The organism is Methylocaldum sp. GT1TLB, from assembly GCF_051027445.1.
Lineage (GTDB): Bacteria > Pseudomonadota > Gammaproteobacteria > Methylococcales > Methylococcaceae > Methylocaldum.
Map to the genome: position 1 here is coordinate 116,865 of NZ_CP194898.1, position 25,635 is coordinate 142,499.

Genomic DNA, 25,635 nt, shown 5'->3' on the forward strand with positions numbered 1-25,635 from the left:
TTGGAAACTAAGCGTATTCCGGGAACAGCCAAGGCGCGGTTTGGCGGCGGCTCGCTTCGTAAGCCCGGATCTTGTCGGCATGCTGAAGGGTCAGGCCGATGTCGTCCAGGCCGTTGAGCAGGCGGTATTTCCGCGAAGGATCGATTTCGAAATGGATTTTGTCGCCATAATGGGTGGCGATCGTCTGTGTTTCCAGATCTACGGTGAGATCGACGCCGGGACCCGCTTGCTCGAAAAGGCGGTCGACGATTTCGGCATCGAGTACGATGGGCAGAATGCCGTTCTTGAAGCAGTTGTTGTAGAAAATATCGGCAAAGCTCGGGGCTATGATTACGCGGAAACCATAATCTGCCAGAGCCCAGGGCGCATGTTCGCGCGACGAGCCGCAGCCGAAATTCTCGCGCGTCAACAGAATTCGCGCCCTGAAGTAGCACGGTTGATTGAGCACGAAATCCGGGTTCAAAGGGCGATACGAGCAATCCATGTCGGGTTCGCCGCGATCCAGGTAGCGCCACTCGTCGAATAGATAGGGACCGAAACCACTGCGGCGAATGGATTTCAGGAATTGTTTAGGAATGATCGCGTCGGTGTCGATGTTGGCGCGGTCCAAAGGGGCGACTCTGGACGCGAAACGGCGAAAAGCTTTCATTGCTCGGATTTCCTCTTTCGCGCGGACTGATTTCGGGTCGTAGGGGCGGGTTTGGACGTTTTTACGGCAGCAGCCGATTTCGTCCTCGATGCGGCGGCGGTTTTCGCCGGCGCTTTCTTGGCCGGTGCTTTTTTGGGTTCGCTTGCGGGAGACGGCATCAACGGCAGTTGACGGATGTCGACAAAATGCCCGTAGATACCGGCCGCCGCCGCCATGGCGGGACTCACCAGATGGGTGCGGCCACCGTAGCCCTGGCGTCCTTCGAAGTTGCGGTTCGATGTGGACGCGCAGCGCTCGCCCGGTTCCAGGCGATCGGCATTCATCGCGAGGCACATGGAGCATCCGGGGTCTCGCCATTCGAAACCTGCCTCCCGGAAAATTCGGTCGAGGCCCTCCTGTTCCGCCTGGCGTTTCACCAAGCCCGATCCGGGAACCACCAGGGCCTGCTTGATGTTGCTCGCGAGCTTATGGCCGCGGACCACCTCGGCGGCAGTGCGCAAGTCCTCGATCCGGGCGTTGGTGCATGAACCGATGAAAATCTTGTCTATGCGAATATCGGTTATGGCCGTGCCGGGCTTCAAATCCATGTATTGCAGGGCGCGCTTCATGCTTTCACGTTTCACGGGGTCCGGCTCCCGTTCAGGGTCGGGTATCGCGGCATCGATGGGCAATACCAACTCGGGCGAAGTGCCCCAGGTGACCTGGGGGTTGATAGCGGCGGCATCGATCTCGACCACTTTGTCGAATACGGCACCCTTGTCGCTTCGAAGTTGCCGCCAAGCCGCCACCGCCTTGTCCCACAAATTCCCTTTCGGAGCATAAGGCCGGTCTTTCAGATAAGCGATCGTCACCTCGTCGACGGCCACCAGTCCAGCTCGGGCTCCGGCCTCAATTGCCATGTTGCACACGGTCATGCGTCCTTCCATCGATAGGCTGCGGATCGCCGATCCTGCGAATTCGATGGTATATCCGGTGCCGCCGGCGGTGCCGATTCTGCCGATCACGGCCAGTACGATGTCCTTGGCCGTGACGCCTTGGCCGAGCTTCCCTTCCACCTTGACCAACATGTTCTTGGCTTTTTTCTGAACCAGGCATTGCGTGGCCAGCACATGCTCCACTTCGGATGTGCCGATGCCGAAGGCGAGAGCGCCGAAGGCTCCGTGCGTCGAGGTATGGGAATCGCCGCAGACGATGGTCGTGCCGGGCAGGGTCGCACCCTGTTCGGGGCCGATCACGTGGACGATGCCTTGGCGATCGTCGTTCATGCCGAATTCGGTAATGCCGAAGTCGGCGCAGTTCCGGTCCAGCGTTTCGACCTGAAGCCGTGAAATGGGGTCGCTGAGGCCATGTTCGCGTTCGGCCGTCGGCACGTTGTGATCGGCCGTCGCCAGATTGGCTGTAACCCGCCAGGGCTTACGGCCCGCGAGCCTCAGCCCTTCGAAGGCCTGCGGCGAGGTTACCTCGTGAATCAAATGGCGATCGATGTAAATGAGAGTCGATCCGTCCGGTTCGGAGTAAACCACGTGATCGTCCCATAATTTGTCATAAAGGGTTTTGGCGGCCATGGGCTCTTATGAGTGGCGGGTTTTACACGGGGAATGCTGCGCTCCAGCTAATTACTCAGGGGCGGCTTCCCATGGATGTTGGGGTTTGTCCGATAAACCGAAGTTATTCCAACAGCGAAAAAATCTTATCGCGAATGGCTTCAACGCTGCCGACGCCGTCAATGCTGGAGAATTTGACGGCTTCCTGTTCGGCCTTTTGCTTGTAATAGCCGACCAATGGCTTGGTCTGTTCGTGATAAACCTCAAGACGCCTGCGCACGGTTTCTTCTTTGTCGTCGTCCCGTTGAATCAGGGGTTCGCCGGTGACATCGTCCAGTCCCTCGACCTTGGGCGGATTGAAGATGACATGATATGTGCGTCCGGAAGCAGGATGGACGCGCCGACCGCTCATGCGCTTGACGATTTCCTCATCGTCCACCACGATTTCGATGACATGGTCGATATCGACGCCCATCTCCGCGAGCCCTTCCGCCTGAGCGATGGTTCGGGGGAATCCGTCGAACAAAAAACCGTTCTTGCAATCGTCCTGGGCAATGCGTTCCTTGATCAGTCCCAGGATGATTTCATCCGAGACCAGGGCGCCCGAGTCCATGACCTTCTTCGCTTCGAGACCCAATGGCGTGCCTTCTCTCACGGCAGCGCGCAGCATGTCGCCCGTCGAGATCTGCGGAATGTTGAATTTTTCCATTATGGCTTTGGCTTGAGTGCCTTTTCCGGACCCGGGGCTTCCGAGAAGGATCACGCGCATGTCATGGACTCCGTGGTTAATTAAACTTGCAATTCTGTCACAAATGCGCCGGGAATGTCACACTGAGCACTTTATGTGGGAAGCCACCGCTTGCGCCGGTCGCTGGCCGATGTACGTTTCGCAATGTGACCGAGCCAGTTGTGGCCGTATCGTTTAATCCATTCGACAAAATTACCGCTAGACTATCCGAATGTCCGAGCTTAATGACCCGCGCGTATTTTTTGCGGCGGAGCGCACTCTTCTCGCCTGGAACCGGACCAGCTTGGCCTGGATGGCGTTCGGATTTGTGATCGAGCGCTTCGGTTTATTCGTGCATCTGGTTTTTTCGAAACCCGGCGAGCCCTTGCAAAAAGGCATTTCGTTCTGGCTCGGCATCGCTTTTGTGTTTTTCGGAGTCGTCATTGCGATACTGTCCACGATTCAGTATCGAAAGGTCCTGAAAACGCTGAAGCCCGTGGAGATTCCGCGCGGTTATCGGGCCGGTCTGGGGATACTCGCGAATCTGGTCGTCGTTCTGCTCGGCATGACGCTGATCGTTTATCTGTTTTATGGCGAGCTTTGAGAAGATGAAGCGAGATAAAAGCGCCAGGCCCTAATAAGGTTCGAAGTGGAGCCCCGCACGATCCATTCACCATCCTTCCAAGTGGCTAAATCCCTTGATCGATTCAATTTCGTCTTTTTGAATCCGCTGGTATTCCTTCCGCACAACGTCCGGCTTGTATTTTCGTTCCAAACGGCGCAGGGTGAAATGACCGCGTGCCACGTCCTGAAAGTGTTGCATGAATACGAGGTTCAACAGGCCGCCGCTGACGGCGCCGGCTACCGGCACCATCTGCACGGCGACCTCGTCCGAAATGACGACGCCGAAACGGGCGGAAATTCCGCGAATCAACTCGACGCCGGCAGGAACGTTGAGGCCGGAGGCTCCGCCATAATTGGCAACACCGGCGAAATGGAAAGCCAATGTGGATCGCAACCCATAGTAGCCGGTATCGGTTGCATCGTCTTCAGTCGATCGCCCTCCCAAGGCGAACACCTCCACGCAAGCGAGGCGCGCGTCGAGCGTATCCAAGTCCTCGCCCTCGCTGCGCGCGATATCGGCAATCGAACGCAGCATCAGCAAGGTTATGACCGGTAACTCGACCGTCAACCCTACTGGACCGAAAAAGCCGCCGACGGCTCCGGCTGTGAATGCCGCAAACTTGTGGTAGGTGTCACGCGCTCCGGAAACCGCGCGCGCGTCGAGAGTCTTTACCGCCATGCTCATAGCCTGACGGATACTAAATTCGGCTGCTCTATTGACTCGTTGGTGCCAGCTCTTCGGCAATAGTTTGAGCGTTTGTTCGATCGGCGTGCCGATCACGTTGCTTAGGCGCGCGGCGAAGGAGGGGTGTTCCAGATGCTGATACGCCCAGCGCAGTTGCTCCAGTTCCTCGGGGGTGAACGATGGTTTTGCCATGACGTGCTCCACGGTTTGCGGTTTGTGCGATTGTCCTTTAGCTGCTGAGTATTGGGACAAATCGATCTTGGACAGTGTGCCACGGACGGCGGAATGAGTCGGCGGGATTGCGCGATCAATTGCAGTTGGACGGCGGCACTTCCGGCCGGTTCCACGTAATCCGGCCTGCGGGACTGACGCGACGCCGTGAGAAAAACTGGGCTGAGTTTGGCAGGCATACAAGGCTGGGTGTACCCCGCCGCGGTTCGACGCCTGGTCGACAAGCCGCCGACTCATCAAACACATGAATCGGCGGCTGAGAGGAGGAACTTACCGAGGGAGATCCGAGTGTCCCATCAGGTATTCGTCGACGGCTCGGGCGCACTGGCGGCCTTCGCGGATGGCCCAGACGACCAACGACTGGCCGCGGCGCATATCGCCGGCGGTGAAAACCTTATCCATCGAGCTGCGATAGTCTATGGTATTGGCCTTGACGTTGCCCCGTTCGTCGAGAGTCACGCCGAGATCCTGGAGCATGCCCTCGTGCACCGGATGGACGAAGCCCATGGCAAGCAGTACCAGGTCCGCTTTCAAGGTGAATTCGCTGCCGGGGATTTCGTTCATAACCCAGCGTCCGCCCTCTTGCTTCCACTCGAGCTTGACGCAGCGGATTTGGGTAACGCGACCGTCTTCCCCTTCGATCGACTTCGTGGCGACGCTCCAGAAACGTTCGCAGCCTTCTTCGTGGGAGCTGGACGTGCGCAGCTTGTTGGGCCAATTCGGCCAGGTGACCTCTTTTTTCTCCTTTTCCGGAGGCTTCGGCAGGATTTCCAACTGGGTGATGGAGGCCGCACCGTGCCGTGCCGAGGTGCCGATACAGTCGGAACCGGTATCCCCGCCGCCGATGACGATGACATGCTTGTCCGTCGCCCAAATGCTGGTGTCGTCGGAAAGCGTATCTCCGGCCACGCGGCGGTTCTGCTGGGGCAGAAACTCCATGGCGAAATGAACGCCGTTGAGCTCGCGGCCCGGTACGTTCAGATCGCGCGGTTTTTCCGCGCCGCCGGCCAATATGACGGCATCGTAGTTGTCGAGCAGCTTTTGAACCGGAACGTCTCGGCCGATATGGCTATTGGGGCGGAACACCACGCCTTCAGCTTGCATTTGCGCGATGCGTCGGTCGATCAGATGCTTTTCCATCTTGAAATCGGGTATGCCGTAGCGCAGCAGTCCGCCGATGCGGTCGGCCTTTTCATAAACCACGACACTGTGGCCGACGCGGGCCAATTGTTGCGCGCAGGCAAGACCGGCGGGACCGGAACCCACTACCGCCACCTTTTTGCCGGTTCGATGCTGGGGTATCAGCGGCTTGACCCAGCCCATCTCCCAAGCTTTGTCGATGATGGAGCACTCGATAGTTTTGATCGTGACCGGTTCGTCGGTCAGATTCAGCGTGCAGGCCGCTTCGCACGGCGCCGGACAGATACGGCCGGTGAACTCGGGAAAGTTGTTGGTGCTGTGCAGTACCTCGATGGCTTCACGCCAATTTCCTTGATAAACGAGGTCGTTCCAGTCGGGGATGATGTTATTGACCGGGCAGCCCTGATGACAATAGGGAATGCCGCAATCCATGCAGCGCGCGCCTTGACGGCTGACTTCCTCTTCGGTCAGCGGGACGACGAATTCCTGGTAGTGCTGGAGACGGTCCGCCACCAGCTTGTAGCGTCTGTCCTGACGTGAGATTTCCATGAATCCCGTGGGTTTGCCCATTCTGTTTCTACCTCGTTACTGTGCTTTATTGCACGAGAAAGCTCTAGACCTCGGGGTCTTGTTTGCCGAAGTGCCTTCCATTTTTCCGATCGGTCCGGGTCGGCGAGGGGCGCGTTTACGCCACGCCCCCCCGCGTCTAGTGGTGAACTTCGGTCTGCGTTTTTGTCTTCTGCATTTTTTCGAGCGCCTGACGGTAATCGACCGGCATGACCTTGACGAAACGCGGCGCGTAAGCCGACCAGTTCTCGAGAATCTGCTTCGCTCGTCCACTGCCCGTGTAACGGCGGTGCTTTTCGATCAGGGTTCGCAGGCGCTGAACGTCGTGACGGGTCATGTCATGCATGATGTCCACCATTCCGTGGGTTTCCAGATCGCCGCCCTGGTGATCGAGATTTTCCAGGGCGATGTCCTCGGCCAAAACCGGTTCCAGTTCGACCATGGCCAGGTTGCACCGATGCTCGAAATCGCCGGTTTCGTCGAGCACGTAGGCGACACCGCCCGACATGCCCGCAGCGAAGTTACGGCCGGTCGAGCCCAGAACCACGACGACGCCGCCGGTCATGTATTCGCAGCCGTGATCGCCGACGCCTTCGACGACGGCGATGGCGCCGGAGTTCCGCACCGCGAAGCGTTCTCCCGCGACGCCGCGGAAATAGCATTCGCCGCTGATGGCGCCGTACAGCACGGTATTGCCGACGATGATGTTTTCCTCGGGCACCACCGGAGATTCCGGGGACGGATAGATGGCGATGCGCCCACCCGATAGCCCTTTGCCCACGTAATCGTTCCCGTCGCCTTCAAGCTCCAGAGTGATGCCGGCCGACAGAAAAGCACCGAAGCTTTGCCCGGCCGTGCCTTTCATCCGTATGTAAATGGTATCTTCGGGCAGACCGGTATGGCCGTAACGCTTCGCCAATTCGCCGGACAGCATGGCGCCAACCGTGCGGTTGTAGTTGCGCACGCCCATTTCAATGCGGACCGGCTTGCGTTCGTCGAGTGCGGGGCGGGCCAGTTCGATCAGCTTGTGATCCAGTGCCTTGTCCAGGCCATGATCCTGCGGTTCGCAATTGGAGATGGCCACGCCCTCACCGGGCTCCGGCCGGTACAAAATCCTGGACAGATCGACCTTGGCCGCTTTCCAGTGGGCTATGGCCTTGCGCATATCGAGCTTGTCGGAGCGCCCGATCATTTCCTCGAACCGGCGGAAACCAAGTTTTGCCATAAGCTGGCGCACTTCCTCGGCGATGAAGAAGAAGAAATTGACGACATGCTCCGGCTGTCCGGTGAAGCGCTTGCGGAGTTCCGGGTCCTGGGTTGCGACGCCTACCGGGCAGGTGTTCAGATGGCATTTGCGCATCATGATGCAGCCTTCGACGATCAGCGGCGCCGTGGCGAAGCCGAATTCGTCCGCGCCCAAAAGCGCGCCGATCACGACGTCGCGCCCGGTGCGCATGCCGCCGTCCGCCTGCACGCAGATGCGCCCGCGCAGCTTGTTCAATACGAGAGTCTGGTGGGTCTCGGCCAAGCCGATTTCCCAAGGGAGCCCCGCGTGCTTGATCGAGGTGATCGGGCTGGCGCCGGTGCCGCCGTCGTAGCCGGCGATGGTGACGTGATCGGCATGAGCCTTGGCGACGCCCGCAGCGATCGTGCCGACGCCCACTTCGGACACCAGCTTGACGCTGATGCGCGCGGCCGGGTTAACGTTCTTAAGATCGTGGATAAGCTGCGCCAGATCCTCTATCGAGTAGATGTCGTGGTGCGGCGGCGGGGAAATGAGACCGACCCCTGGCGTGGAGTGCCTCACCTTGGCGATGATGGCATCCACCTTGTGGCCGGGCAGCTGGCCGCCTTCGCCGGGCTTGGCGCCCTGCGAAATCTTGATTTGCAGATCGTCGGCATTGACTAAATACTCGGCGGTTACGCCGAAACGGCCCGATGCTACCTGCTTGATGGCTGAGCGCATGGAATCGCCGTTGGGCAGCGGTTTGAATCGCTCCGGCAATTCGCCGCCCTCGCCGGTGTTGGATTTGCCACCGATGCGGTTCATGGCGATCGCCAGCGTGGTATGGGCTTCGTATGAAATCGAGCCGAACGACATGGCGCCGGTGGCGAAGCGCTTGACGATTTCCGCGACCGGTTCCACTTCATCCAGCGGTACCGACTCCCGTTCGTCGAACTTGAAGTCCATCAAGCCGCGCAGCGTGAGCAAACGTTCGCTCTGCTCGTTGATCGAGCGGGTGTAGTCCACATAGGTTTCCCAGCTGTTGGTGCGTGTGGCGTGCTGCAGCTTGGAAATGGTCTCCGGAGTCCACACATGATCTTCGCCGCGAACGCGGTAGGCGTATTCGCCGCCTACGTCCAGGGCATTCCGGTACAGCGGGGCATCGCTGAAAGCCACACGATGCCGGCGCACGGTTTCCTCGGCGATTTCTCGGAGTCCCGCGCCGCCGATCGTGCAGACGGTGCCGGTGAAATATTCGTCCAGGAACTCTTCGCTCAAGCCCACGGCATTGAAGATTTGAGCGCCGCAATACGACTGATAGGTCGAGATGCCCATCTTGGACATGATCTTGAGCAGGGCTTTGCCGATGGCCTTGATATAGCGCTTGTGCACCTCGTCTTCGGACAGCTGTTCCGGCAGCTTCTCGCGCAGATCGGACAGGCTGTCGAAAGCCAGATACGGATTGACGGCTTCGGCGCCGTAGCCCGCCAGCAGCGCGAAATGGTGTACCTCGCGCGCTTCGCCGGTTTCCACGACCAGGCCGACCTTGGTACGAAGGCCCGTCCGGGTCAGGTGATAATGAACCGCGGAGGTGGCCAGGAGGGCCGGAATCGCGATGTGCTCCGCATCGATCTCCCGATCGGACAGCACCAGAATGTTGTTGCCCTCGTGCACCGCCTGTTCGGCGCGTGCGCACAAGGCTTTCAACGCCGGCTCCATGCCGCCGGCGCCGGTATCGGCCGAGTAGCAGAAACTGATGGTTTTGGTCTTGAACGCGCCTCCGGTGCGGGCCTCGATACGGCGGATTTTTTCCAGATCCTTATTGGTCAGGATCGGCTGATGCACTTCCAGCCGCTTGTGGCTGCCGCCATTGTGGAGCGCCAGCAAGTTCGGCCGCGGGCCGATGTGGGACACCAGCGACATGACCAGTTCTTCGCGGATCGGGTCGATGGCCGGGTTGGTAACTTGCGCGAAACCCTGCTTGAAATAGTCGTAGAGCAATCGCGAACGCTTGGAGAGCACCGCGAGCGCCGCATCGATGCCCATGGAGCCGACCGGTTCCTGACCGCTCAAGGCCATGGGGGTCAGGAAAAACTTGATGTCTTCCTGGGTGTAGCCGAAAGCCTGCTGCCGATCGAGCAGGGTCTCCGAATCGGGCGGCATCGCGGCGATTTCGGCCGGCAGCTTCTCCAATTGAATCTGGGTATCGTTGAGCCACTGCTGATACGGCTCGCGATTGGCCAGTTCCGATTTGATTTCGGCATCGTCGATGATGCGGCCCTGTTCGAGGTCGATCAGGAACATCTTGCCGGGCTGCAAACGCCATTTCTTGACGATCTTGTGTTCCGGAATGGTCAGCACGCCCATCTCGGAGGCCATCACCACGGTGTCGTCGTCGGTGATGAGATAGCGCGCCGGACGCAGGCCGTTACGGTCGAGCGTGGCGCCGATCTGCCGTCCGTCGGTAAAGGCCACGGCGGCCGGACCATCCCAGGGTTCCATCAGGGCCGAGTAGTATTCGTAGAAGGCGCGGAGTTTTTCGTCCATCAAGGGATTGCCGGCCCACGCTTCCGGGATCAGCAGCATCATGGCGTGGACCAGCGAATAGCCCCCCATGACCAGAAGCTCCAGCGCATTGTCGAAGCTGGCGGAATCAGACTTGCCGTCGGCGATCAGCGGCCAGATCTTGTCGAGATCCTCGCCCAGAACTTCGGACGACATCGAATGGCGCCGAGCGGCCATCCAATTGATGTTGCCGCGCAAGGTGTTGATTTCGCCGTTGTGGGCGATCATTCGGAAAGGATGGGCCAGATCCCAGGTCGGGAAGGTGTTGGTGGAGAACCGCTGGTGCACCAGGGCAAGCGCCGACACCATTTGCTCGTTGCGGAGGTCGCGGTAAAACACGCCGACCTGATCGGCCAGCAGCATGCCCTTGTAAACCAAAGTGCGGGACGAGAAGGAAGGGATGTAGAACATCTTGCCTTCCTCGAGATTCAAGGCGCGAATCTTCTTGTCGATCTGCTTGCGGATGACGAACAGCTTGCGCTCGAACGCGTCCTGATCCCGGCAACTTTCCGCCCGCCCCACGAAAACCTGGCGAATCACGGGTTCGATTGTCTTGACCGATTCCCCGAGCGTCGAGTTGTCTACCGGAACATCGCGCCAGCCGAGAACGGTTTGGCCTTCGGTGCGAATGAAATCTTCGACGACTTGTTCGCAGGTCGCGCGATGTTCCGGATTGCGCGGCAGAAACAGCATGCCGACGCCATAGTGACCGTAATCCGGAAGGGCGATCCCGAGTGTAGAGCATTCGTCGCGGAGAAAAGCATCCGGTATTTGAATGAGAATGCCGGCCCCATCGCCCGCCAACGGATCGGCGCCTACCGCTCCGCGGTGAGTCAGGTTTCTTAAAATTTCCAGCCCCTTGCAGACGATGTCGTGGCTTTTATGGCCTTTGATGTGAGCGATGAAACCTACGCCGCAAGCGTCGTGTTCGTTGCGCGGGTCGTATAGACCTTGCTTGGCGGGTATGGCGTTGAAACTCATGGTGTACCTCTGTCAGGGGTGTGGTCTGTCGTTTGCCGGTTCGCGGTTTACAAGAGAATATTGCGGCTCCAGTAATGGACCGCCGCGACAGTCAAGAATTCGTGTTCGCAGTTGGTTTTGAAATATCCGAAATGGCGACGTGAAGCCGCCCATTTAGCCAAAATGGGCAAGAAATATAAAGAATCCGGCCGGTCTTTTCAAGGGCGCCAAGCTTGCACGCTCGGTGTTTGTTATGAATTAAGGTGGTGCGATGATTGGTTTCGATAGAGAATGGACCCGCTCGCCGCCCGACCGTCCGCCCCCGAGCCGGCGAGACAAAGCCGGTATTGCTTGCCGAGCCCGGTTACCTTTACTTTATGGCCGGAAATTCGAGGCGGTTTCGCAGCGTGGTTGAGCATGCGCGCCAAGCCAAGCATGAGGAATAGAGAATGACCGAAAAATATGACGTGATCGTTGTGGGCGGCGGCATGGTCGGTGCCGCTTTGGGCTGTGGCCTCGGAGGAAGCAGTCTGCGAGTTGCCGTGATCGAGGATGCCCCGCCGCCGGCGTTTGCGTCGGAGCAGCCCCACGATCTTCGCGTGTCCGCGATCAGCATCGCGTCCGCCAGCATTCTCAAAACCGTGGGCGCATGGAAAGGCATCGCTTCGCGCCGGTTTTGCCCGTTCCGGAGGATGCGGGTATGGGAAGAGTCGGGCGATGTCGAGTTTCGGAGCGAGGACATCGATGAGCCGGTCTTGGGCTATATCGTCGAGAACCGGGTAATCCAGCTGGCTTTACTCGACCGCCTGGTCGAATTTTCCAATATCGATTTTCTTTGTCCCGCCAGAACCAAAATGATCGATTACGGGCCGCAAGGCTCGACCGTCGAATTGGACGACGGCCGCGTCTTGTCGGCGCGCTTGTTGGTTGCCGCGGATGGCGGCTATTCCCGGGTGCGGCAAGTGGCCGGCATGGGAGTAAGCGGTTGGGATTACGAGCAGCACGCCCTGGTGCTGACGGTGGAAACCGCATACAGCCAGCAGGACATCACTTGGCAACGCTTTACCCCCAAGGGACCCCAGGCTTTCCTGCCGCTGGACGGGCCTCATGCATCTCTCGTCTGGTACGAGGCGCCGGAGGACATCAAACGCCTGAAGGCTTTGCCGGATGACGCGCTGCTCCGGGAGCTTATCGCTGCGTTCCCCTCGGCTCTGGGCGAGATCAAGCGTATCGAGGCGAAAGGCAGCTTCCCGCTCAAGCGTCAGCATGCCTTGAGTTACAGTAAAGAGGGCGTGGCTTTGATCGGCGATGCGGCCCACATGATTCATCCGCTGGCGGGGCAGGGCGTCAACATCGGTCTTCTGGACGCTGCGGCGCTGGCGCAGGTGCTGGTCGGCGCTCACAAGAATGGCCAGGACATCGGCGCAGCCCATGTGCTGCAAACTTACGAAAGCATGCGCCGCAGCAACAACCTGGTCATGATGACGACGATGGACCTGTTCTATCGCGTGTTCGGAAACGCGAACCGTCCGCTCCGATTCATTCGGAATCTGGGGCTGGGTTTGGCGGAGCGAATCACGCCGGCCAAGAAATTGGTCATGCGATACGCGATGGGCTTGGGCGGCCAGCTCCCGAATTTGGCCCGTGGCGAAGCCATTCTGGGTTGAATGACGGTCGGAAACATTACGATACGTATTCCTGCGGATTGAGCAGAGTGAGTTTGCTATAGTAGGCAGAGCAATTCAGTACCTGTGTTCCGGATACTGTTGCTGAGATATCGATTAACGTCCTATACGAGTGAAACGACTTATGGTCAAAAAGCTACCTGTATTTCTTTGCACCGTGTTGACTCTGAGCGGTTGCGCAACCTACACCGGATGGGAGCCTGTGGTGGACACGTATAACGATCCGAATGCCTATCGGCTGCAGCAGGATATGGAAGAGTGCAAAATGCTCGCTCGCCAAGCGGGCAGTACCGGAACGGAAGCGGCGAAGGGTGCTGCTGCAGGCGCATTGCTAGGTGCCGCAACGGGCGCCGCGGTCGGCGCTGTCGCTGGCAATCCCGGCGGCGGTGCCGCGATCGGCGCTGCCGCGGGCGGCCTCGGCGGCGCTGGTTACAGCGGGGTCTCGGGCGACGATCAATACAAGCGGTCTTACATCAATTGCCTCCGCAATCGGGGACACAGAGTCGTCAATTAAGTAAGCAATCGGTCAAATAAAATAATCCCGCCGTTGTGCCTCTAGCCCGGCGGGATTATTTTTTCCGTTTTTGCTGCCCTGACGAGGGCATAAACCGACGAGAAGGTGCCAGGATGTCGTCATTGATCCATGCACTCCGGGAGAGCGCCCGGCTTTATCCTGATCGGCCCGCGGTAATCCAGGGCTCTCAGGTCATCGATCATGCCACCATAGGCAACCGATCGGATCGCGTGGCGGCGGCCTTGGCGGCCCGAGACGTGGTCAAAGGGGACAGGATTGCCCTTTACTGCCCCAATTCGGCGGAATTCGCCATTGCCTATACCGGCATCGTGAAAGCCGGGGCCACGGTCGTTCCGATCAATTTGCTGCTGAACACGGAAGAAATCGGCTTCATTCTCAACGATTCCGGCGCCAAGGGCTTGATTTTCCATCAAGCCTTTTCGAAACAGGCGGAATCCGCGCTTCAGGCTGCGCCGGGAATCGAGTTTCGCGTATCCATCGGCGGAGAAGTCGAAGGCGCCGAGGCGTTCGATGCTTTTCTAAGATCCGACGCGCCGGTACCGAATATCGATTGCGACCCGCAAGAGGATCTGGTCGTCATCCTCTACACCTCGGGAACCACCGGCCGTCCCAAGGGGGCGATGCTGACCCACGGCAATCTGGTCGCCAACACGCGCAGCGTCCGCGAAGCCATGCACTGGCGTCCGGGGCAGGATGTCGTGCTGCTGGTTCTTCCGATGTTTCACGCATTCGCGGCAACCGTCGGCATGCTCACGCCCCTGACCAACGGCTGTGCGTTCATTCCCCTGCCGCGATTCGAGCCCGATCAGGTCGTCGACGCGATCCATGCCAGCCGAGCCACGATTTTTCTCGGCGTGCCCAGCATGTATTCGGTACTGTTGCGACTCAAAGACGAGCGTGCGCCGCTCCTTTCCTCCATACGCTATTGCGTTTCCGGCGGCGCTGCGCTTCCGGTCGACGTGTTGCGGCGCTTCGAAGAAAAATTCGGCATCAGGATCTACGAGGGCGACGGACCGACAGAATGTTCCCCGGTAACCTGCGTGAATCCGATCGACGGCCTCATCAAACCGGGAACGGTGGGTTTGCCGGTTCCCGGAGTCGAGATGAAAATCGTCGACGAAGACGGGCGCGAGTTGCCGTGCGGCGAAGTCGGCGAGATTGCCGTACGCGGTGCCAACGTGATGAAGGGCTATTGGATGCAGCCGGACGCGACCCGGGAAGTGTTTCGCGGCGAATGGCTTCTGACCGGCGATCTCGGTACGCGGGACGAAGACGGCTATTTCAGCATCGTCGATCGCAAGAAGGATCTGATCATCGTCAACGGCATGAACGTTTATCCACGCATGATCGAGGAGGTACTATACCGCTTTCCGCCGATCCGCGAGGCCGCGGTGGTCGGGGAGCCGCACGATTTGCACGGCGAAATTCCGGTCGCGTATATCGCGATAGACGAGTCCAAGCCGATCACGGAAAGCGAAGTCCGCGCTTTCTGCAGGGAGCACCTCGGGCGGCATCAAATTCCCCGCAAGATCGTCTTTCAGCCGGAGTTACCGAAAAACGCCGCGGGCAAGATCCTCAAGCGGCAGCTTCGAAAGCACGGCGAAATCGAGCGTGGCGTGCAGGATCTGGAATAAACTCCGGCCGCCGCGGTTTCTATGCCTCACTGCTTTCTGCGCTCTTCCTCTTCGGCGAGCAGCTGCTTCAAGCGCTCGTCGATGACGGAATTCAGATAAAAATTGTCGCCGGCCGTTTTTCTGGCTAGCCGAAGTTGCAGTATGGCGGCGCGGTTCTGGCCCGAGGCGTAATAGGATTCGGCGACATAGCGGTGCGATTCGGCATCGTTCCCGAGCTGGCTATAGGCTTGCGCCAGCAGGTTGTAGACTTCCGGAGTAGGCGGATGGCGGCGGGCGTAGTTCTGCAGCAGCTTGCGCGCCTGTTCCGCTTTGCCGGTGGTGAGCAGCGTGCGGACATAGTTGAGCGTCAGCGCCCGGTTTTCCGGAAAGCGTTGCAGGGCCGATTCGTAAAGCTGGATCGCGCGCGGGTAATTCTTGGTCTCCCGTTCGGCGCTGGCCAGCGCATTGGCGAAATGGGACTGATCGGGATAAATCTCCATCAGCCGCTGCAGGATCGGTTTGGCTTCCCCCGCACGCGCGTTGGCGATCAGTGCCAAGGCTAAACCGTAGGCGGAAACATCCTGTTGCAGCTTGGTGCCCTGGCCGCTGACCGCCTTGAAATAATTCAGCGCGTCCTGCGGGCGGGCGGCGGTCTGCACCCGCAGCTTGGCGCGGACGAGCTGATAGGCGAAAGAATCCGGATATTGCCGATACGGAAACTGTTCCGCGCGTCCCCGCGTATCCGAGATACGGGACACGGTCACCGGGTGGGTCAGCAGGAACTCCGGCAATTCTCGGCCGACGAAGCGGGTGGATTGCTGCATTCTTTCGAAGAACGTCGGCATGGCGCGCGGGTCGAAGTCCGACTTCGATAAAATCTGCATGCCGACGCGATCGGCTTCGGCCTCGTTGTCGCGGGTAAAATTGATTTGATACTGGATATTGGCGGCTTGCGCGGCCATCAAGGCGGCTTGGCCCAGTTGCGCGGATTTCGCGCCCAGCAGAACGGCGGCCAGCATGGCCGCGGCGGTGGGCAGCGCCAGGCGGCCGGCGGCCTGGAATGTTTGATAAAGATGCCGCTGCGTGACGTGCGCGATTTCGTGGGCCAGTACCGAAGCGAGTTCGCTCTCGGCTTCCGAGGTCAGGATCAGTCCGGAGTTGACGCCGATGTATCCGCCCGGCCCCGCGAATGCGTTGACCGTGGGATCGCTGACCACGAAGAAATGAAACGCTTGCGCGGGGTTGTCGCTGGACCCGGCCAGTTTCTGCCCTATGGACTGGATGTAATCGTTGACTTCCGGATCTTGGCTGACTTCGAGCTGGGCGTGCAACTTGCGGTAGAAGGCTGCGCCGAGTTCCTTCTCCTGCTGCGGCGTCATGAGGGTTCCGGTCGGGTCGCCGATTTCGGGCAACTCCAGGTTGAGTTGCGCATGGGCGGGTTGCAGCGCCAATGAGCCGTAGCTGAGAATCAACAGCGATGCAAGCAGTTTGTCGAATTTCATGGTGTTTCAGCGCCGTGTGCGGCGCGGGTGTGAATGAGTCCACGGTGTACGGTTACTCGATGAACCGTTTTTTCGAAAGGGTGTCGCCGCGATGAAATACGCCATTCAGGTCAATGCCGGGCCTTGTTCCGCTCAATCGGCGCGCACTGCCTATCAGTTTATCAAAGCCGCGTTGGATAAAGATCACGAAATCGTGTGCGTGTTCTTTTACCATGACGGGGTTTATAACGCGCTGCGATCCGGTTTATCGGCGGAGGACAAAGATTCGGTTCCGCCCTGGCCCGATCTCGCCGATAAGCACGGGATCGACCTGGTGCTGTGCGTTTCGGCCGCGCAGCGGCGCGGCATGCCGGCAACCGGGGCGGACGGTTTTCGGATCGGCGGCTTGGGACAATGGGTGGACGCCTGTCTGAAGGCCGACCGGGTATTGGTTTTTGGTGGTTGAATCGGTGCAAAAAAAATTCTTGTTTGTGATGCGCAGTGCCCCTCGGGACGGCGCAAGAGTCCGGGAATCGCTGGACATGGCCATGACCGCCGCCGCTTTCGATCAGGCCGTACGGCTCCTGATGCTGGACGATGGCGTGTTCCTGCTCAAACGGGGTCAGAGGTTCGAACCGAACGGGCTGAAACCCGTCGCTCCCTTGTTCGAAGCTTTGGCTTTGTACGATGTGGAGGATGTTTTTGTCGAGCGGGAGTCTTTGCGGGGAAGGCATTTGACGACCGAGGATCTCGTCATCCCCGTGCGCGTCGTGGACAGGACGGAAATCGCCGGATTGACGGCGGAACATGACATCGTAATCTCATGCTGATGGCAGTCCTGCATATAGTTAGCCGTTCGCCCCAGGAAAGCCGCGCCCTGGAAGATTGTCTCGTCCGGGCGGGCGAGGGCGATGCGGTTCTGCTGATCGAAAACGGGGTTTACGCCGCGGTGAAAGGCGCGGATTCCGAAGCCGTCCTGAAGTCGGCTATGGGGCGCGTCAGGTTTTATGCCTTGGGGCCGGATCTCGACGCGCGCGGCGTGGAAACTTCCGAGGTCGCCGAGACGATTCGAATCGTCGACTACGGTGGATTCGTCGATTTGACCGCCGATTACCGGCTTGTCCAGTCGTGGTTTTGAGCCATGATCGAAGTGAACGGCAAGATTCTGGAAACGACCGAAAGCGGATTTCTGACCGATGCGAACGCCTGGGACGAGCATGTCGCCGCCGCTCTGGCAGCGAGCATACCCATAGCATTGACCGAAGCGCATTGGGAGATCGTGCGCTTCATCCGCAGCTACTATCTCAGATTCCACCATCTCCCCAACACCCGCATGTTCGTCAAGGCGGTGCGGAAGGAATTCGGGGAAGAAAAAGGCACTTCCCGCTATCTGCACCGGCTGTTTCCGGAAAGCCCGTTGAAGTACGCCTGTTTGATCGCGGGACTGCCCAAGCCGCCGGGGTGTATCTAGTCGTCGGTTTCACAACACCGCGCCATTCCACGGGGAAAACAGGCTGCGAGCCAATCGCTCCGTAAGGTGCGTGTAAGCTCGGCATGTTTTTATCCTAACTTTTCCCTTGCGGCCGATGACACTGGACGTATGGGTTCGTTCTACGGTTTTTCTCGGCAACGGCGCCAGGCAGGCGACCGAACGGCTCCATTCGGAGGGCCGGCGTGGACCGAGGACGCTGCAGATTCAGAAGCAGGCACCGCCGCTGCCTGCCGCCAAAACGGGAATGGAATCCCCATGCATACCCAAAGAGGAGAGCTGCGTGGATATGTTCAGAACTATATTGGCAGCAACCGATTTCTCGGATGATGCCACTAACGCCGTCTACCGGGCGGCCTTCCTAGCCGCGGAACAACAGGGGCGATTGGAGCTGCTGCATGTCTTGAGTGAAACGTCCCTGAAGGCCGTGCGCGAATTGATTCCATCGCACGGCGACGCCGAGACGAAGCTGATCGATGACGCGCAACGCATGCTGGATGCCCTGGGATCGCGGATCGCGGAGGATACCCGGATGGCCGCGGTTTCCCGAATCGCCATCGGAGCGGTGCTGGACGAGATTCTATCGGCCGCCGAACAGGCGGACTTGCTGGTATTGGGAGCGCACGGCTCTAACCGTTGGCGCGAAATGTTTCTGGGTACGACCGCGGACCGTTTGTTGCGTATGTGCACGCGGCCGGTTCTCGTCGTCAAGCGCCCGCCGGAGGCAAGCTATCGGCGTGCACTGGTTCCGGTGGATTTCTCCCCCCACTCCATCGCCGCGCTGAATACGGCGATGCGGGTCGCTCCAAATGCCGACATCATGGTTGTCCATGCTTCCGCCGTTCCTTTCGAGGGGATGCTTCGGCAGGGCGGCGTGCTGGACGACGAGATAGAGAGATTCCGCGGTCAGGCTCAGCAGGAGGCAATGAGCCGCATCAGCAGCCTGATCGATGAGGTGGCCGAGGGTTCGCGTCGGCTCTTCCGATTCGTGGAGCTCGAGGATGCCGCTCGCCTGATTCTCGCCAAGGAGGAATCGTTCGGGGCGGACCTGATCGTCATGGGCAAACACGGCAAAAACGTCGTCGAGGAAATGCTCCTGGGCAGCGTGACGCGTCGCATCCTTTCCGATTCGAAGTGCGACGTGCTGATCGTGCACGAGGGTTCCACGGCTACCGGCTCGCCCGCCGCATAACGCATGACCGACCGATAGGGCCGCCGCATCATCCGGGAGTCGGTTCAACCGCGGCGGTGCGGTTGTTTCCTTTCCAAATCAAGCCTGACTCAAGAACGCCTGAAGGCATGGGGAGCCCTTTTGAGCAGCGTTGCAAGCCGTTGCCGTACAGTTTGCTGTCCACCGGTGTCGATCGTGCCTGAGCTCTTTATGAGTGTCGGCGATTCAAGGCGCGGGAAATCGGCGCTGATCGACGCACCCTGATAAACTTCTTGGCTACCTGCCTGCACCATACTCCACATATCTCATGCATAACCTGGGTTTGCTCGAAAATATCGCCGTTACGCTGAGCGTTGCCTTTCTAGGAGGGCTGATCGTTCAACGCATCGGCCTGCCGTCCATTGTCGGTTATTTGCTCGCGGGCGTGGTCATCGGCCCGTTCACGCCGGGTTATCTGGCCGATGCCGAAACCATCAACCAGTTGGCCGAGCTGGGCATCATTTTCCTGATGTTCGGCGTGGGGCTGCATTTTTCCTTTGCCGATCTGTGGAAAGTGCGAGATATCGCCATCGTCGGGACGTTGGGACAGATGCTGACCATGGCGGCCCTGGGTTATGGCCTGAGCCAATACTGGGGCTGGACGCCCAAGTCCGGACTGGTGCTGGGACTGGTGCTGTCCATCGCCAGCACCATCGTCATGCTGCGCGGCTTCATGGACCGCGGCTGGCTGAACACCCCGGACGGGCAAGTCGCGGTCGGCTGGCGCGTCATGGAAGACATCGCCACCGTTCTCATGATCATGATCCTGCCCAACCTGGCCGACACCGGCAAGCCCATGGAATGGCGCACTCTCGGCCTCGCGCTGCTGTCGGCTTTGGGCTTTCTCGTGTTCATGCTGTTTGCGGGCAAACGCTTCATTCCCTGGCTGCTGCTGCGGGTGGCCCATACCCGCTCCCGCGAGCTGTTCATTCTGGCTATCCTGGCCATTTCTTTGGGAATCGCTCTGGGTGCATCGCAATTGTTCGGCGTTTCGTTGGCGCTGGGCGCTTTTGTCGCGGGAGCGGTGGTGAGCGAGTCGCCGCTCAGTCACCGCATCGCATCCGATCTGCTGCCGTTCCGCGAAGCCTTTTCCGTCTTGTTCTTCGTGTCCGTCGGCATGATGCTCGATCCCGGCTTTCTGGTGGAGCACCTCGAACCGGTCCTGATTCTTACCGCTCTGGTGGTCATCGGAAAGTTCATCGTCTCGGGGCTTTGGGTGTTGCCGTTCCCGCGTCCGGCCAGCACCGCGCTGGTGGTTGCGGCCGGCTCCTGCCAAATCGGCGAGTTCTCCTTCATCCTGGATCAGACCGGCTTGAGTCTCGGCATACTGGATAAGGGCCAACACGCGCTGATATTGGCGGCCGCTCTTCTGTCCATCGTCGTGAACCCGTTCATGCTGCACAGCGTTCATCCGCTGCAACGGAGCTTAAGAGGGGTCCAGCCGTTATGGCGATGGCTGGACCGCCACGGCTCGACGCAGACGCCGGTGGAGGAGTCGGTCGCCGACCACGTGGTGGTGGTCGGCTACGGACGGGTAGGTTCGCATATCGTCGACGTGATGGGGGAGCTGGGCATTCCCTATCTGGTCATCGATTTCCGTATCAGCCGGATCGAAAAATTGGCCAAACGAGGCGTCCCCACGCTCCTGGGCGATACGGCCAACTCCGACATCCTGACCCATGCGGCGCTGCACCGGGCCCGTCTGCTGGTGGTGACTTTGCCCGAGGAAGCGGCCACCGAATTGACCGTCGCGGCTGCCCGGGACATTGCCCCGGATCTCCCGATCATCGCCCGCGCCGCCACCCGAGCCGGGGTCAAGCGACTCTCGGAATTGGGCGCACAGCTGGTGATCCATCCGGAGTTGGAAGGCGGCCTGCAGGTGCTGCGGCACACGCTGCTGCAACTGGGTTTTCCCCTGCACGACGTGCGGCGCTACGCGGATACCGTGCGCCGCGAAAACTACGAGGCCCTGGTCAAGTCGCAGGGCGAGCACGCCTTACTCAGGGACCTGCTCGATGCTTCCGAATTGATCGACATCGCCTGGCGAAAAGTACCCGAGGAAAGTCCGCTGGCCGGGAAGATGCTGGGCGAGGCCGCCCTCCGTACCCGGACCGGCGCCACCCTGGTGGCGATCAAGCGCAAGAACGAGCTGATGGTCAACCCGTCTACCCAGACCGTATTCCTTCCGGGCGACCGCATCGGCCTGCTCGGAAATCCGGAACAGTTGGAGGTCGTGGAGCGTTTGCTGGCCCCGCAGCCGACGGAGTCTGACGCGGCGTGAAGGCGATAGGGTACCGCCGTGTACCGGCGGTACCCGTAAGGCGGAATAGGTTGCGCTGTTTCGCCCTACGAACCGGACGGATGTGAAAGAATTTACTGCGCGGCCCGATTCTCGCTTGCGATGTTCAACCTGCGAGCTGATGAGTGTTAAGAACTCGTAGGGCGGGTTAGCGAAGCGTAACCCGCCGAAAGGCCAGCCCGTAAGAAGGATGGATGCCTTCCGATCGATTCCGTACGGGCATTGCGGGCCTTGCCCCTGCTCAATTCCGAATCACCCAGCTCCCGTCCGGCTGGCGGCACGCGATATTGTTGACCGAGTCGCGCTGCTTGCCGTAGGTCATGCGGGTGGAGAATTCGCGGCAGCGCTCTCCGTTGTCGTTGAAGGTCCGCAAGGGCGTGACCAGGTAGTCCACCTGGTTGTCCGGGTTCATCCAATGGACGCTGCGGCGGTCGTCGGCGAAATCGAGCGCCCGTCCGGTGCAGAACATGTCGCTCGCGTCCATGCGGCGAGCGATCTGGTCTCCGATGATCGCGCCGATCACCGTGCCGGCGACGGCGCCAATGACCGTCGAAGCAGTGTCGCCGTTTCCGACCTTGGAGCCGATGACGCCGCCTAGCGCACCTCCCGCAACGCCGCCCAGCACCTTGCCGACCATGGTGCGGTCGCAGCGGCCCGATCTTACGCCGTAGTCGTGATCGTGGTCATGGTAATGACGGGTTTCGCGGTGTTCGTAACGGTCGTCGTAGTCATCGCGATGTCTGTCCTTGTGTTTGCTCCGGTAGCCGTGGGCCGGCGCCCAGTCGGGGGGATCGCTGTACGCGTCCTGAGGAAAACTCAGGCTAAGCGCCAAAAAGATTCCGCCGAGAAGAACGAATGGGTTGAACCGATCGAATACGGGTGACGTTTTCGTCGCCGACATGGTTGCCTCTTATTGTCGAAAAGTGATTGTTGTTATCCGCTCGGCCGTAAAGCAATTCGCAAGCCATCCCTGAAGGACGCTCATTCCGGCTGACGTATGGAGAGCATGCAAGCCGAACGCGTCGTCGGCTCGCGACAAAGCCCAATGCGATAGTGTAGCCAAGAACTCGGCCGGCTTGCTGCGTTGCTTCCGGCAACTTGTTAATATCTGCCAACTTCGAGGGTTCGGTTACGGCGTTTGACGCCTTGTGCTCGCTGCCCTTTTGATCCCGACTTCCATATCCACGACCGAGATAGATAAAAAGGTGCATTCATGTCCGACATCGAAATCGCTCAAAAAGCCAAGATGCTGCCGATCATCGATCTGGCCAAAGACAGGCTGGGTATAGCGCCAGAACATCTCGACCCGTACGGCCACTACAAGGCCAAGCTATCCCTGGACTATATCGACGGTCTCAAGAACAGGCCCAACGGCAAGCTGATTCTGGTCACCGCCATCAGCCCGACGCCGGCGGGGGAGGGCAAGACCACCACGACCGTGGGTTTGGGTGACGCGCTGAACCGGTTGGGCAAGAAAACCATGATCTGTCTCAGGGAGCCCGCTCTGGGGCCGTGTTTCGGCGTCAAGGGCGGCGCAGCCGGCGGCGGCTACGCTCAGGTCGTGCCGATGGAGGACATCAATCTCCATTTCACGGGAGATTTCCACGCCATCGGCGTCGCCCACAACCTGCTGTCGGCGATGATCGACAACCATATCCACCACGACAACCGGTTGAACCTCGATCCGCGCCAGATCGCCTGGAAGCGTGTCATCGACATGAACGACCGCGCACTGCGCGACATCGTCATCGGCCTGGGCGGAACGGCCAATGGCTTTGCGCGCGAAGACGGCTTCGACATCATCGCCGCCTCAGAAGTGATGGCCATCCTGTGCCTGTCGAGCTCCTTGAAAGAACTGAAAGAGCGCCTCGGAAACATCCTGGTGGGTTATACCCGTTTCGACAATAAGCCGGTTTTCGCCCGCGATCTCAAGGCGCACGGCGCCATGGCCGCGCTGCTGAAGGACGCTCTGCGGCCGAATCTGGTCCAGACTCTGGAAAACAATCCGGTATTCGTCCACGGCGGTCCTTTCGCCAATATCGCTCACGGCTGCAACTCGGTGGTCGCGACCAAGACAGCCTTGAAGCTGGCCGATTACGTGGTGACCGAAGCAGGCTTCGGCGCCGATCTCGGGGCGGAGAAATTCATCGACATCAAGTGCCGCAAGGCCGGCCTCAAGCCTGACGGCGTGGTGCTGGTCGCGACCGTGCGGGCGCTCAAGTCGCATGGCGGCGTGCCGGTCAAGGAACTGCAACAGGAGAACCTGGAAGCCCTCGAAGCCGGGTTCGTGAACCTCGCACGGCACCTCGGCAACGTGCAGCAGCGGTTCGGCTTGCCCTGCGTCGTCGCCATCAATCATTTCACCTCGGACACCGACGCCGAAATCGCGCTGCTCAAGCGCAAGGTCGAGGAGATGGGGGCCAAGGTCATCGTCTGCCGGCACTGGGCCGAGGGCGGAAAGGGCGCGGAAGACCTGGCTCGGGAAGTCGTCCGGATGGTCGATGCCGGCCAGTCGAATTTCAGTTTCCTTTATGAAGAGCAAGCGCCGCTTTGGGACAAGATCAAGACGATCGCCACCCGGCTGTACGGGGCGGCGGATATCACCGCGGACAGCAAGGCCCGTCAGCAGCTCGAGCGCTTGAGCGAGGAATACAGCCATTTCCCGGTGTGCATCGCCAAGACGCAGTACTCGTTTTCGAACGATCCGAATCTCAAGGGAGCGCCGTCCGGCCACGTGCTCTCCATCCGCGAAGTGCGGCCCTCCCACGGCGCCGAGTTCGTGGTGGCCGTCTGCGGCAGCATGATGACCATGCCGGGACTGCCCAAAATGCCGGCGGCCGAGGCCATAGACGTGGACGACAACGGCCGGATTACGGGCTTGTTCTAAACGTTCAAAGAAGCGCCGGCGGAAGCGTCGACAAAGGATTGCCGGCCTACGACACTAAGTCAGTTGTAGGTCGGGAATCCCTTCCCGACAGAATTGCCGGCAAAGGGTTTTGTCGGCCTGCGGCTACCGCCACCAGAAATGAGGGGAAGTTTGTTCGGTACAAGGCTTGGGGGCGATTTAAGCGCTCTTACGTATAAACTTCTTAGTACGTCCACGCATAAACTCGTTACATCGCTCGGCGATTGTTCAATTCTCGAAGCGTGTGGCGCGGAATCGTTGTAATGCGAATGGCCGTTTGGTGCAGTGCTAACACGAAAAACCGAAGAGAGACCATGCTTTGAATACAATCGCCCAGACCTACAAGATGTTTATCGTCGCCGGTGCGCGGCCCAATTTCATGAAGATCGCCCCGATCATCCGGGAGCTTCGGCGCGGCTCGTATCCGTTCGAATACAAGCTGGTCCATACCGGGCAGCACTACGACAAGGAAATGAGCGACGTGTTCTTCGAAGAATTGGAGATACCGTCGCCGGATTATCACCTGGAGGTGGGCAGCGGTTCCCATGCCGAGCAGACGGCGAAAGTGATGGTCCGTTTCGAGGAGATCTGCATGAAGGACCGGCCCGATTTGGTGATGGTGGTGGGCGACGTGAATTCGACGCTGGCCTGCTCGATCGTGGCGAAGAAGCTCGGGATCAAGGTGGCTCACGTGGAGGCTGGACTTCGGAGCGGAGACATCACGATGCCGGAGGAGGTCAACCGCATCGTGACCGATTCGATATCCGACTATTTCTTCGTGACCGAAAAAAGCGGCGTAAGCCATTTGTTGGCTGAAGGCAAACGGAAGGACAGCATCTTCTTCGTGGGCCACGTGATGATCGACAATCTGTTTCATCAGGTGGAGAAGCTGAAACACCTCGCGCCGACGGCATTCGAGACGACGATCTTCAAGCAGCGGAATCCGTCCTATGGCGTAGTCACGCTGCATCGGCCTTCCAACGTGGATAGTCCGGAAACGCTAGCCGGCATCGTCGAGGTATTGACGGAGGTGAGCACCGCATTGCCGCTGATATTTCCCATACACCCCCGCACTCAGGCGAACATCCAGAAATTCGGCCTGACGATTCCCGATTCCATCGTCACCACGAAACCTCTGTCCTACATGGAATTCTTGAACCTGTTCAAAGACGCCAGGATGGTGTTGACGGACAGCGGCGGCATTCAGGAAGAGACCACGGCGCTCGGCGTCCCTTGCATTACCCTGCGCGACAACACGGAACGCCCGATTACGGTGGAAGAGGGTACGAACGTGATCGTGGGTTCCGATCCTGCGCGTATCGTGGCGGAAGCTCGAAAAGTGCTGAGTGGATCGGGTGCGGCAAGGAAAAAGCCGGAGTTATGGGACGGTAAAGCATCGGCCCGAATTCTATCCGTTCTTTCGGACGCTATGCGTGCCGACTGAACAAGTTCATCGCAGGAGGCGCGAAGCGAAGTAAACGGAGCTTATGCGAAGGCGAAA

20 protein-coding genes are annotated in these 25,635 nt (G+C 59.5%); 12 read left to right on the forward strand and 8 right to left on the reverse strand.

Going from position 1 to position 25,635, the window contains the following annotated elements; translation table 11 throughout:
- Window positions 1–7 precede the first annotated feature (7 nt).
- The 3 genes from leuD to adk all read right to left on the reverse strand — a co-directional run bounded on the left by leuD (window position 8) and on the right by adk (window position 2,962).
- Window positions 8–649, reverse strand: coding sequence for a 3-isopropylmalate dehydratase small subunit (gene leuD / locus ACR2R1_RS00535; RefSeq protein WP_077729203.1), 642 nt, complete (start codon window positions 647–649; stop codon window positions 8–10).
- The gene (gene leuC, locus ACR2R1_RS00540) at window positions 646–2,214 is read right to left on the reverse strand and encodes a 3-isopropylmalate dehydratase large subunit (protein WP_086135439.1); all 1,569 of its coding nucleotides are present in this window, start codon (window positions 2,212–2,214) and stop codon (window positions 646–648) included. Before leuC ends, leuD begins: the two co-directional genes overlap by 4 nt.
- A 103-nt stretch (window positions 2,215–2,317) precedes the next feature.
- Entirely contained in the window at window positions 2,318–2,962 is a 645-nt protein-coding gene (gene adk / locus ACR2R1_RS00545; RefSeq protein ID WP_077729201.1) for an adenylate kinase, read from the reverse strand.
- Window positions 2,963–3,152: 190 nt separating this feature from the next.
- On the opposite strand from adk, the gene ACR2R1_RS00550 reads away from it, so the two are divergent.
- Window positions 3,153–3,524 (forward strand): YidH family protein, encoded by a 372-nt coding sequence (locus tag ACR2R1_RS00550; RefSeq protein ID WP_077729200.1) that lies wholly within the window; start codon window positions 3,153–3,155, stop codon window positions 3,522–3,524.
- A 66-nt stretch (window positions 3,525–3,590) separates the two neighbouring features.
- Here the strand turns inward: ACR2R1_RS00550 and ACR2R1_RS00555 are convergent, their stop codons facing one another.
- The 3 genes from ACR2R1_RS00555 to gltB all read right to left on the reverse strand — a co-directional run bounded on the left by ACR2R1_RS00555 (window position 3,591) and on the right by gltB (window position 10,938).
- Window positions 3,591–4,421, reverse strand: a complete 831-nt coding sequence (locus ACR2R1_RS00555; RefSeq protein WP_077729199.1) for an EcsC family protein — start codon at window positions 4,419–4,421, stop codon at window positions 3,591–3,593.
- Between the two features lie 309 nt (window positions 4,422–4,730).
- Window positions 4,731–6,170, reverse strand: a complete 1,440-nt coding sequence (locus ACR2R1_RS00560; RefSeq protein WP_434112179.1) for a glutamate synthase subunit beta — start codon at window positions 6,168–6,170, stop codon at window positions 4,731–4,733.
- Between the two features lie 136 nt (window positions 6,171–6,306).
- Complete coding sequence (gltB, locus tag ACR2R1_RS00565) at window positions 6,307–10,938, reverse strand: glutamate synthase large subunit (RefSeq protein WP_434112181.1); 4,632 nt, start codon at window positions 10,936–10,938, stop codon at window positions 6,307–6,309.
- Window positions 10,939–11,366: 428 nt separating this feature from the next.
- On the opposite strand from gltB, the gene ACR2R1_RS00570 reads away from it, so the two are divergent.
- The 3 genes from ACR2R1_RS00570 to ACR2R1_RS00580 all read left to right on the forward strand — a co-directional run bounded on the left by ACR2R1_RS00570 (window position 11,367) and on the right by ACR2R1_RS00580 (window position 14,771).
- A complete protein-coding gene (locus ACR2R1_RS00570; protein WP_086135441.1) occupies window positions 11,367–12,584 on the forward strand; it encodes a UbiH/UbiF/VisC/COQ6 family ubiquinone biosynthesis hydroxylase in 1,218 nt (405 codons plus the stop codon).
- 142 nt (window positions 12,585–12,726) lie between these two features.
- Window positions 12,727–13,116 (forward strand): glycine zipper family protein, encoded by a 390-nt coding sequence (locus tag ACR2R1_RS00575; protein ID WP_077729195.1) that lies wholly within the window; start codon window positions 12,727–12,729, stop codon window positions 13,114–13,116.
- 113 nt (window positions 13,117–13,229) lie between these two features.
- Window positions 13,230–14,771, forward strand: a complete 1,542-nt coding sequence (locus ACR2R1_RS00580) for a long-chain-fatty-acid--CoA ligase (RefSeq protein ID WP_077729194.1) — start codon at window positions 13,230–13,232, stop codon at window positions 14,769–14,771.
- Window positions 14,772–14,797: 26 nt separating this feature from the next.
- Here ACR2R1_RS00580 and ACR2R1_RS00585 read toward each other — a convergent pair whose 3' ends face one another.
- Complete coding sequence (locus ACR2R1_RS00585; RefSeq protein WP_077729193.1) at window positions 14,798–16,252, reverse strand: M48 family metalloprotease; 1,455 nt, start codon at window positions 16,250–16,252, stop codon at window positions 14,798–14,800.
- Between the two features lie 91 nt (window positions 16,253–16,343).
- Between ACR2R1_RS00585 and tusD the strand changes: the two genes are divergently transcribed.
- The 6 genes from tusD (at window position 16,344) to ACR2R1_RS00615 (ending at window position 21,211) form a co-directional block, all read left to right on the forward strand.
- Window positions 16,344–16,697 carry a sulfurtransferase complex subunit TusD gene (tusD, locus tag ACR2R1_RS00590; protein ID WP_434112183.1) on the forward strand — a complete coding sequence of 118 codons (354 nt, stop codon included), beginning with the start codon at window positions 16,344–16,346 and terminating at the stop codon, window positions 16,695–16,697.
- A gap of 4 nt (window positions 16,698–16,701) precedes the next feature.
- Window positions 16,702–17,061 (forward strand): sulfurtransferase complex subunit TusC, encoded by a 360-nt coding sequence (gene tusC, locus ACR2R1_RS00595; protein ID WP_434112186.1) that lies wholly within the window; start codon window positions 16,702–16,704, stop codon window positions 17,059–17,061.
- Window positions 17,055–17,369 carry a sulfurtransferase complex subunit TusB gene (tusB, locus tag ACR2R1_RS00600; protein ID WP_434112188.1) on the forward strand — a complete coding sequence of 105 codons (315 nt, stop codon included), beginning with the start codon at window positions 17,055–17,057 and terminating at the stop codon, window positions 17,367–17,369. Before tusC ends, tusB begins: the two co-directional genes overlap by 7 nt.
- 3 nt (window positions 17,370–17,372) lie before the next feature.
- Window positions 17,373–17,702 carry a TusE/DsrC/DsvC family sulfur relay protein gene (locus tag ACR2R1_RS00605; RefSeq protein WP_434112190.1) on the forward strand — a complete coding sequence of 110 codons (330 nt, stop codon included), beginning with the start codon at window positions 17,373–17,375 and terminating at the stop codon, window positions 17,700–17,702.
- Between the two features lie 307 nt (window positions 17,703–18,009).
- A complete protein-coding gene (locus tag ACR2R1_RS00610) occupies window positions 18,010–18,912 on the forward strand; it encodes a universal stress protein (protein WP_434114163.1) in 903 nt (300 codons plus the stop codon).
- A gap of 286 nt (window positions 18,913–19,198) precedes the next feature.
- On the forward strand, window positions 19,199–21,211 hold the full coding sequence (locus tag ACR2R1_RS00615; protein ID WP_133716807.1) for a cation:proton antiporter domain-containing protein: 2,013 nt from the start codon (window positions 19,199–19,201) through the stop codon (window positions 21,209–21,211).
- Between the two features lie 259 nt (window positions 21,212–21,470).
- Here ACR2R1_RS00615 and ACR2R1_RS00620 read toward each other — a convergent pair whose 3' ends face one another.
- Window positions 21,471–22,130, reverse strand: coding sequence for an RT0821/Lpp0805 family surface protein (locus ACR2R1_RS00620; protein ID WP_077729188.1), 660 nt, complete (start codon window positions 22,128–22,130; stop codon window positions 21,471–21,473).
- Between the two features lie 312 nt (window positions 22,131–22,442).
- Here ACR2R1_RS00620 and ACR2R1_RS00625 point away from each other — a divergent pair, with 312 nt between their 5' ends.
- On the forward strand, window positions 22,443–24,116 hold the full coding sequence (locus tag ACR2R1_RS00625; protein WP_434112192.1) for a formate--tetrahydrofolate ligase: 1,674 nt from the start codon (window positions 22,443–22,445) through the stop codon (window positions 24,114–24,116).
- 337 nt (window positions 24,117–24,453) lie between these two features.
- Window positions 24,454–25,578, forward strand: coding sequence for a non-hydrolyzing UDP-N-acetylglucosamine 2-epimerase (wecB, locus tag ACR2R1_RS00630; RefSeq protein WP_434112194.1), 1,125 nt, complete (start codon window positions 24,454–24,456; stop codon window positions 25,576–25,578).
- Window positions 25,579–25,635: the final 57 nt, after the last annotated feature.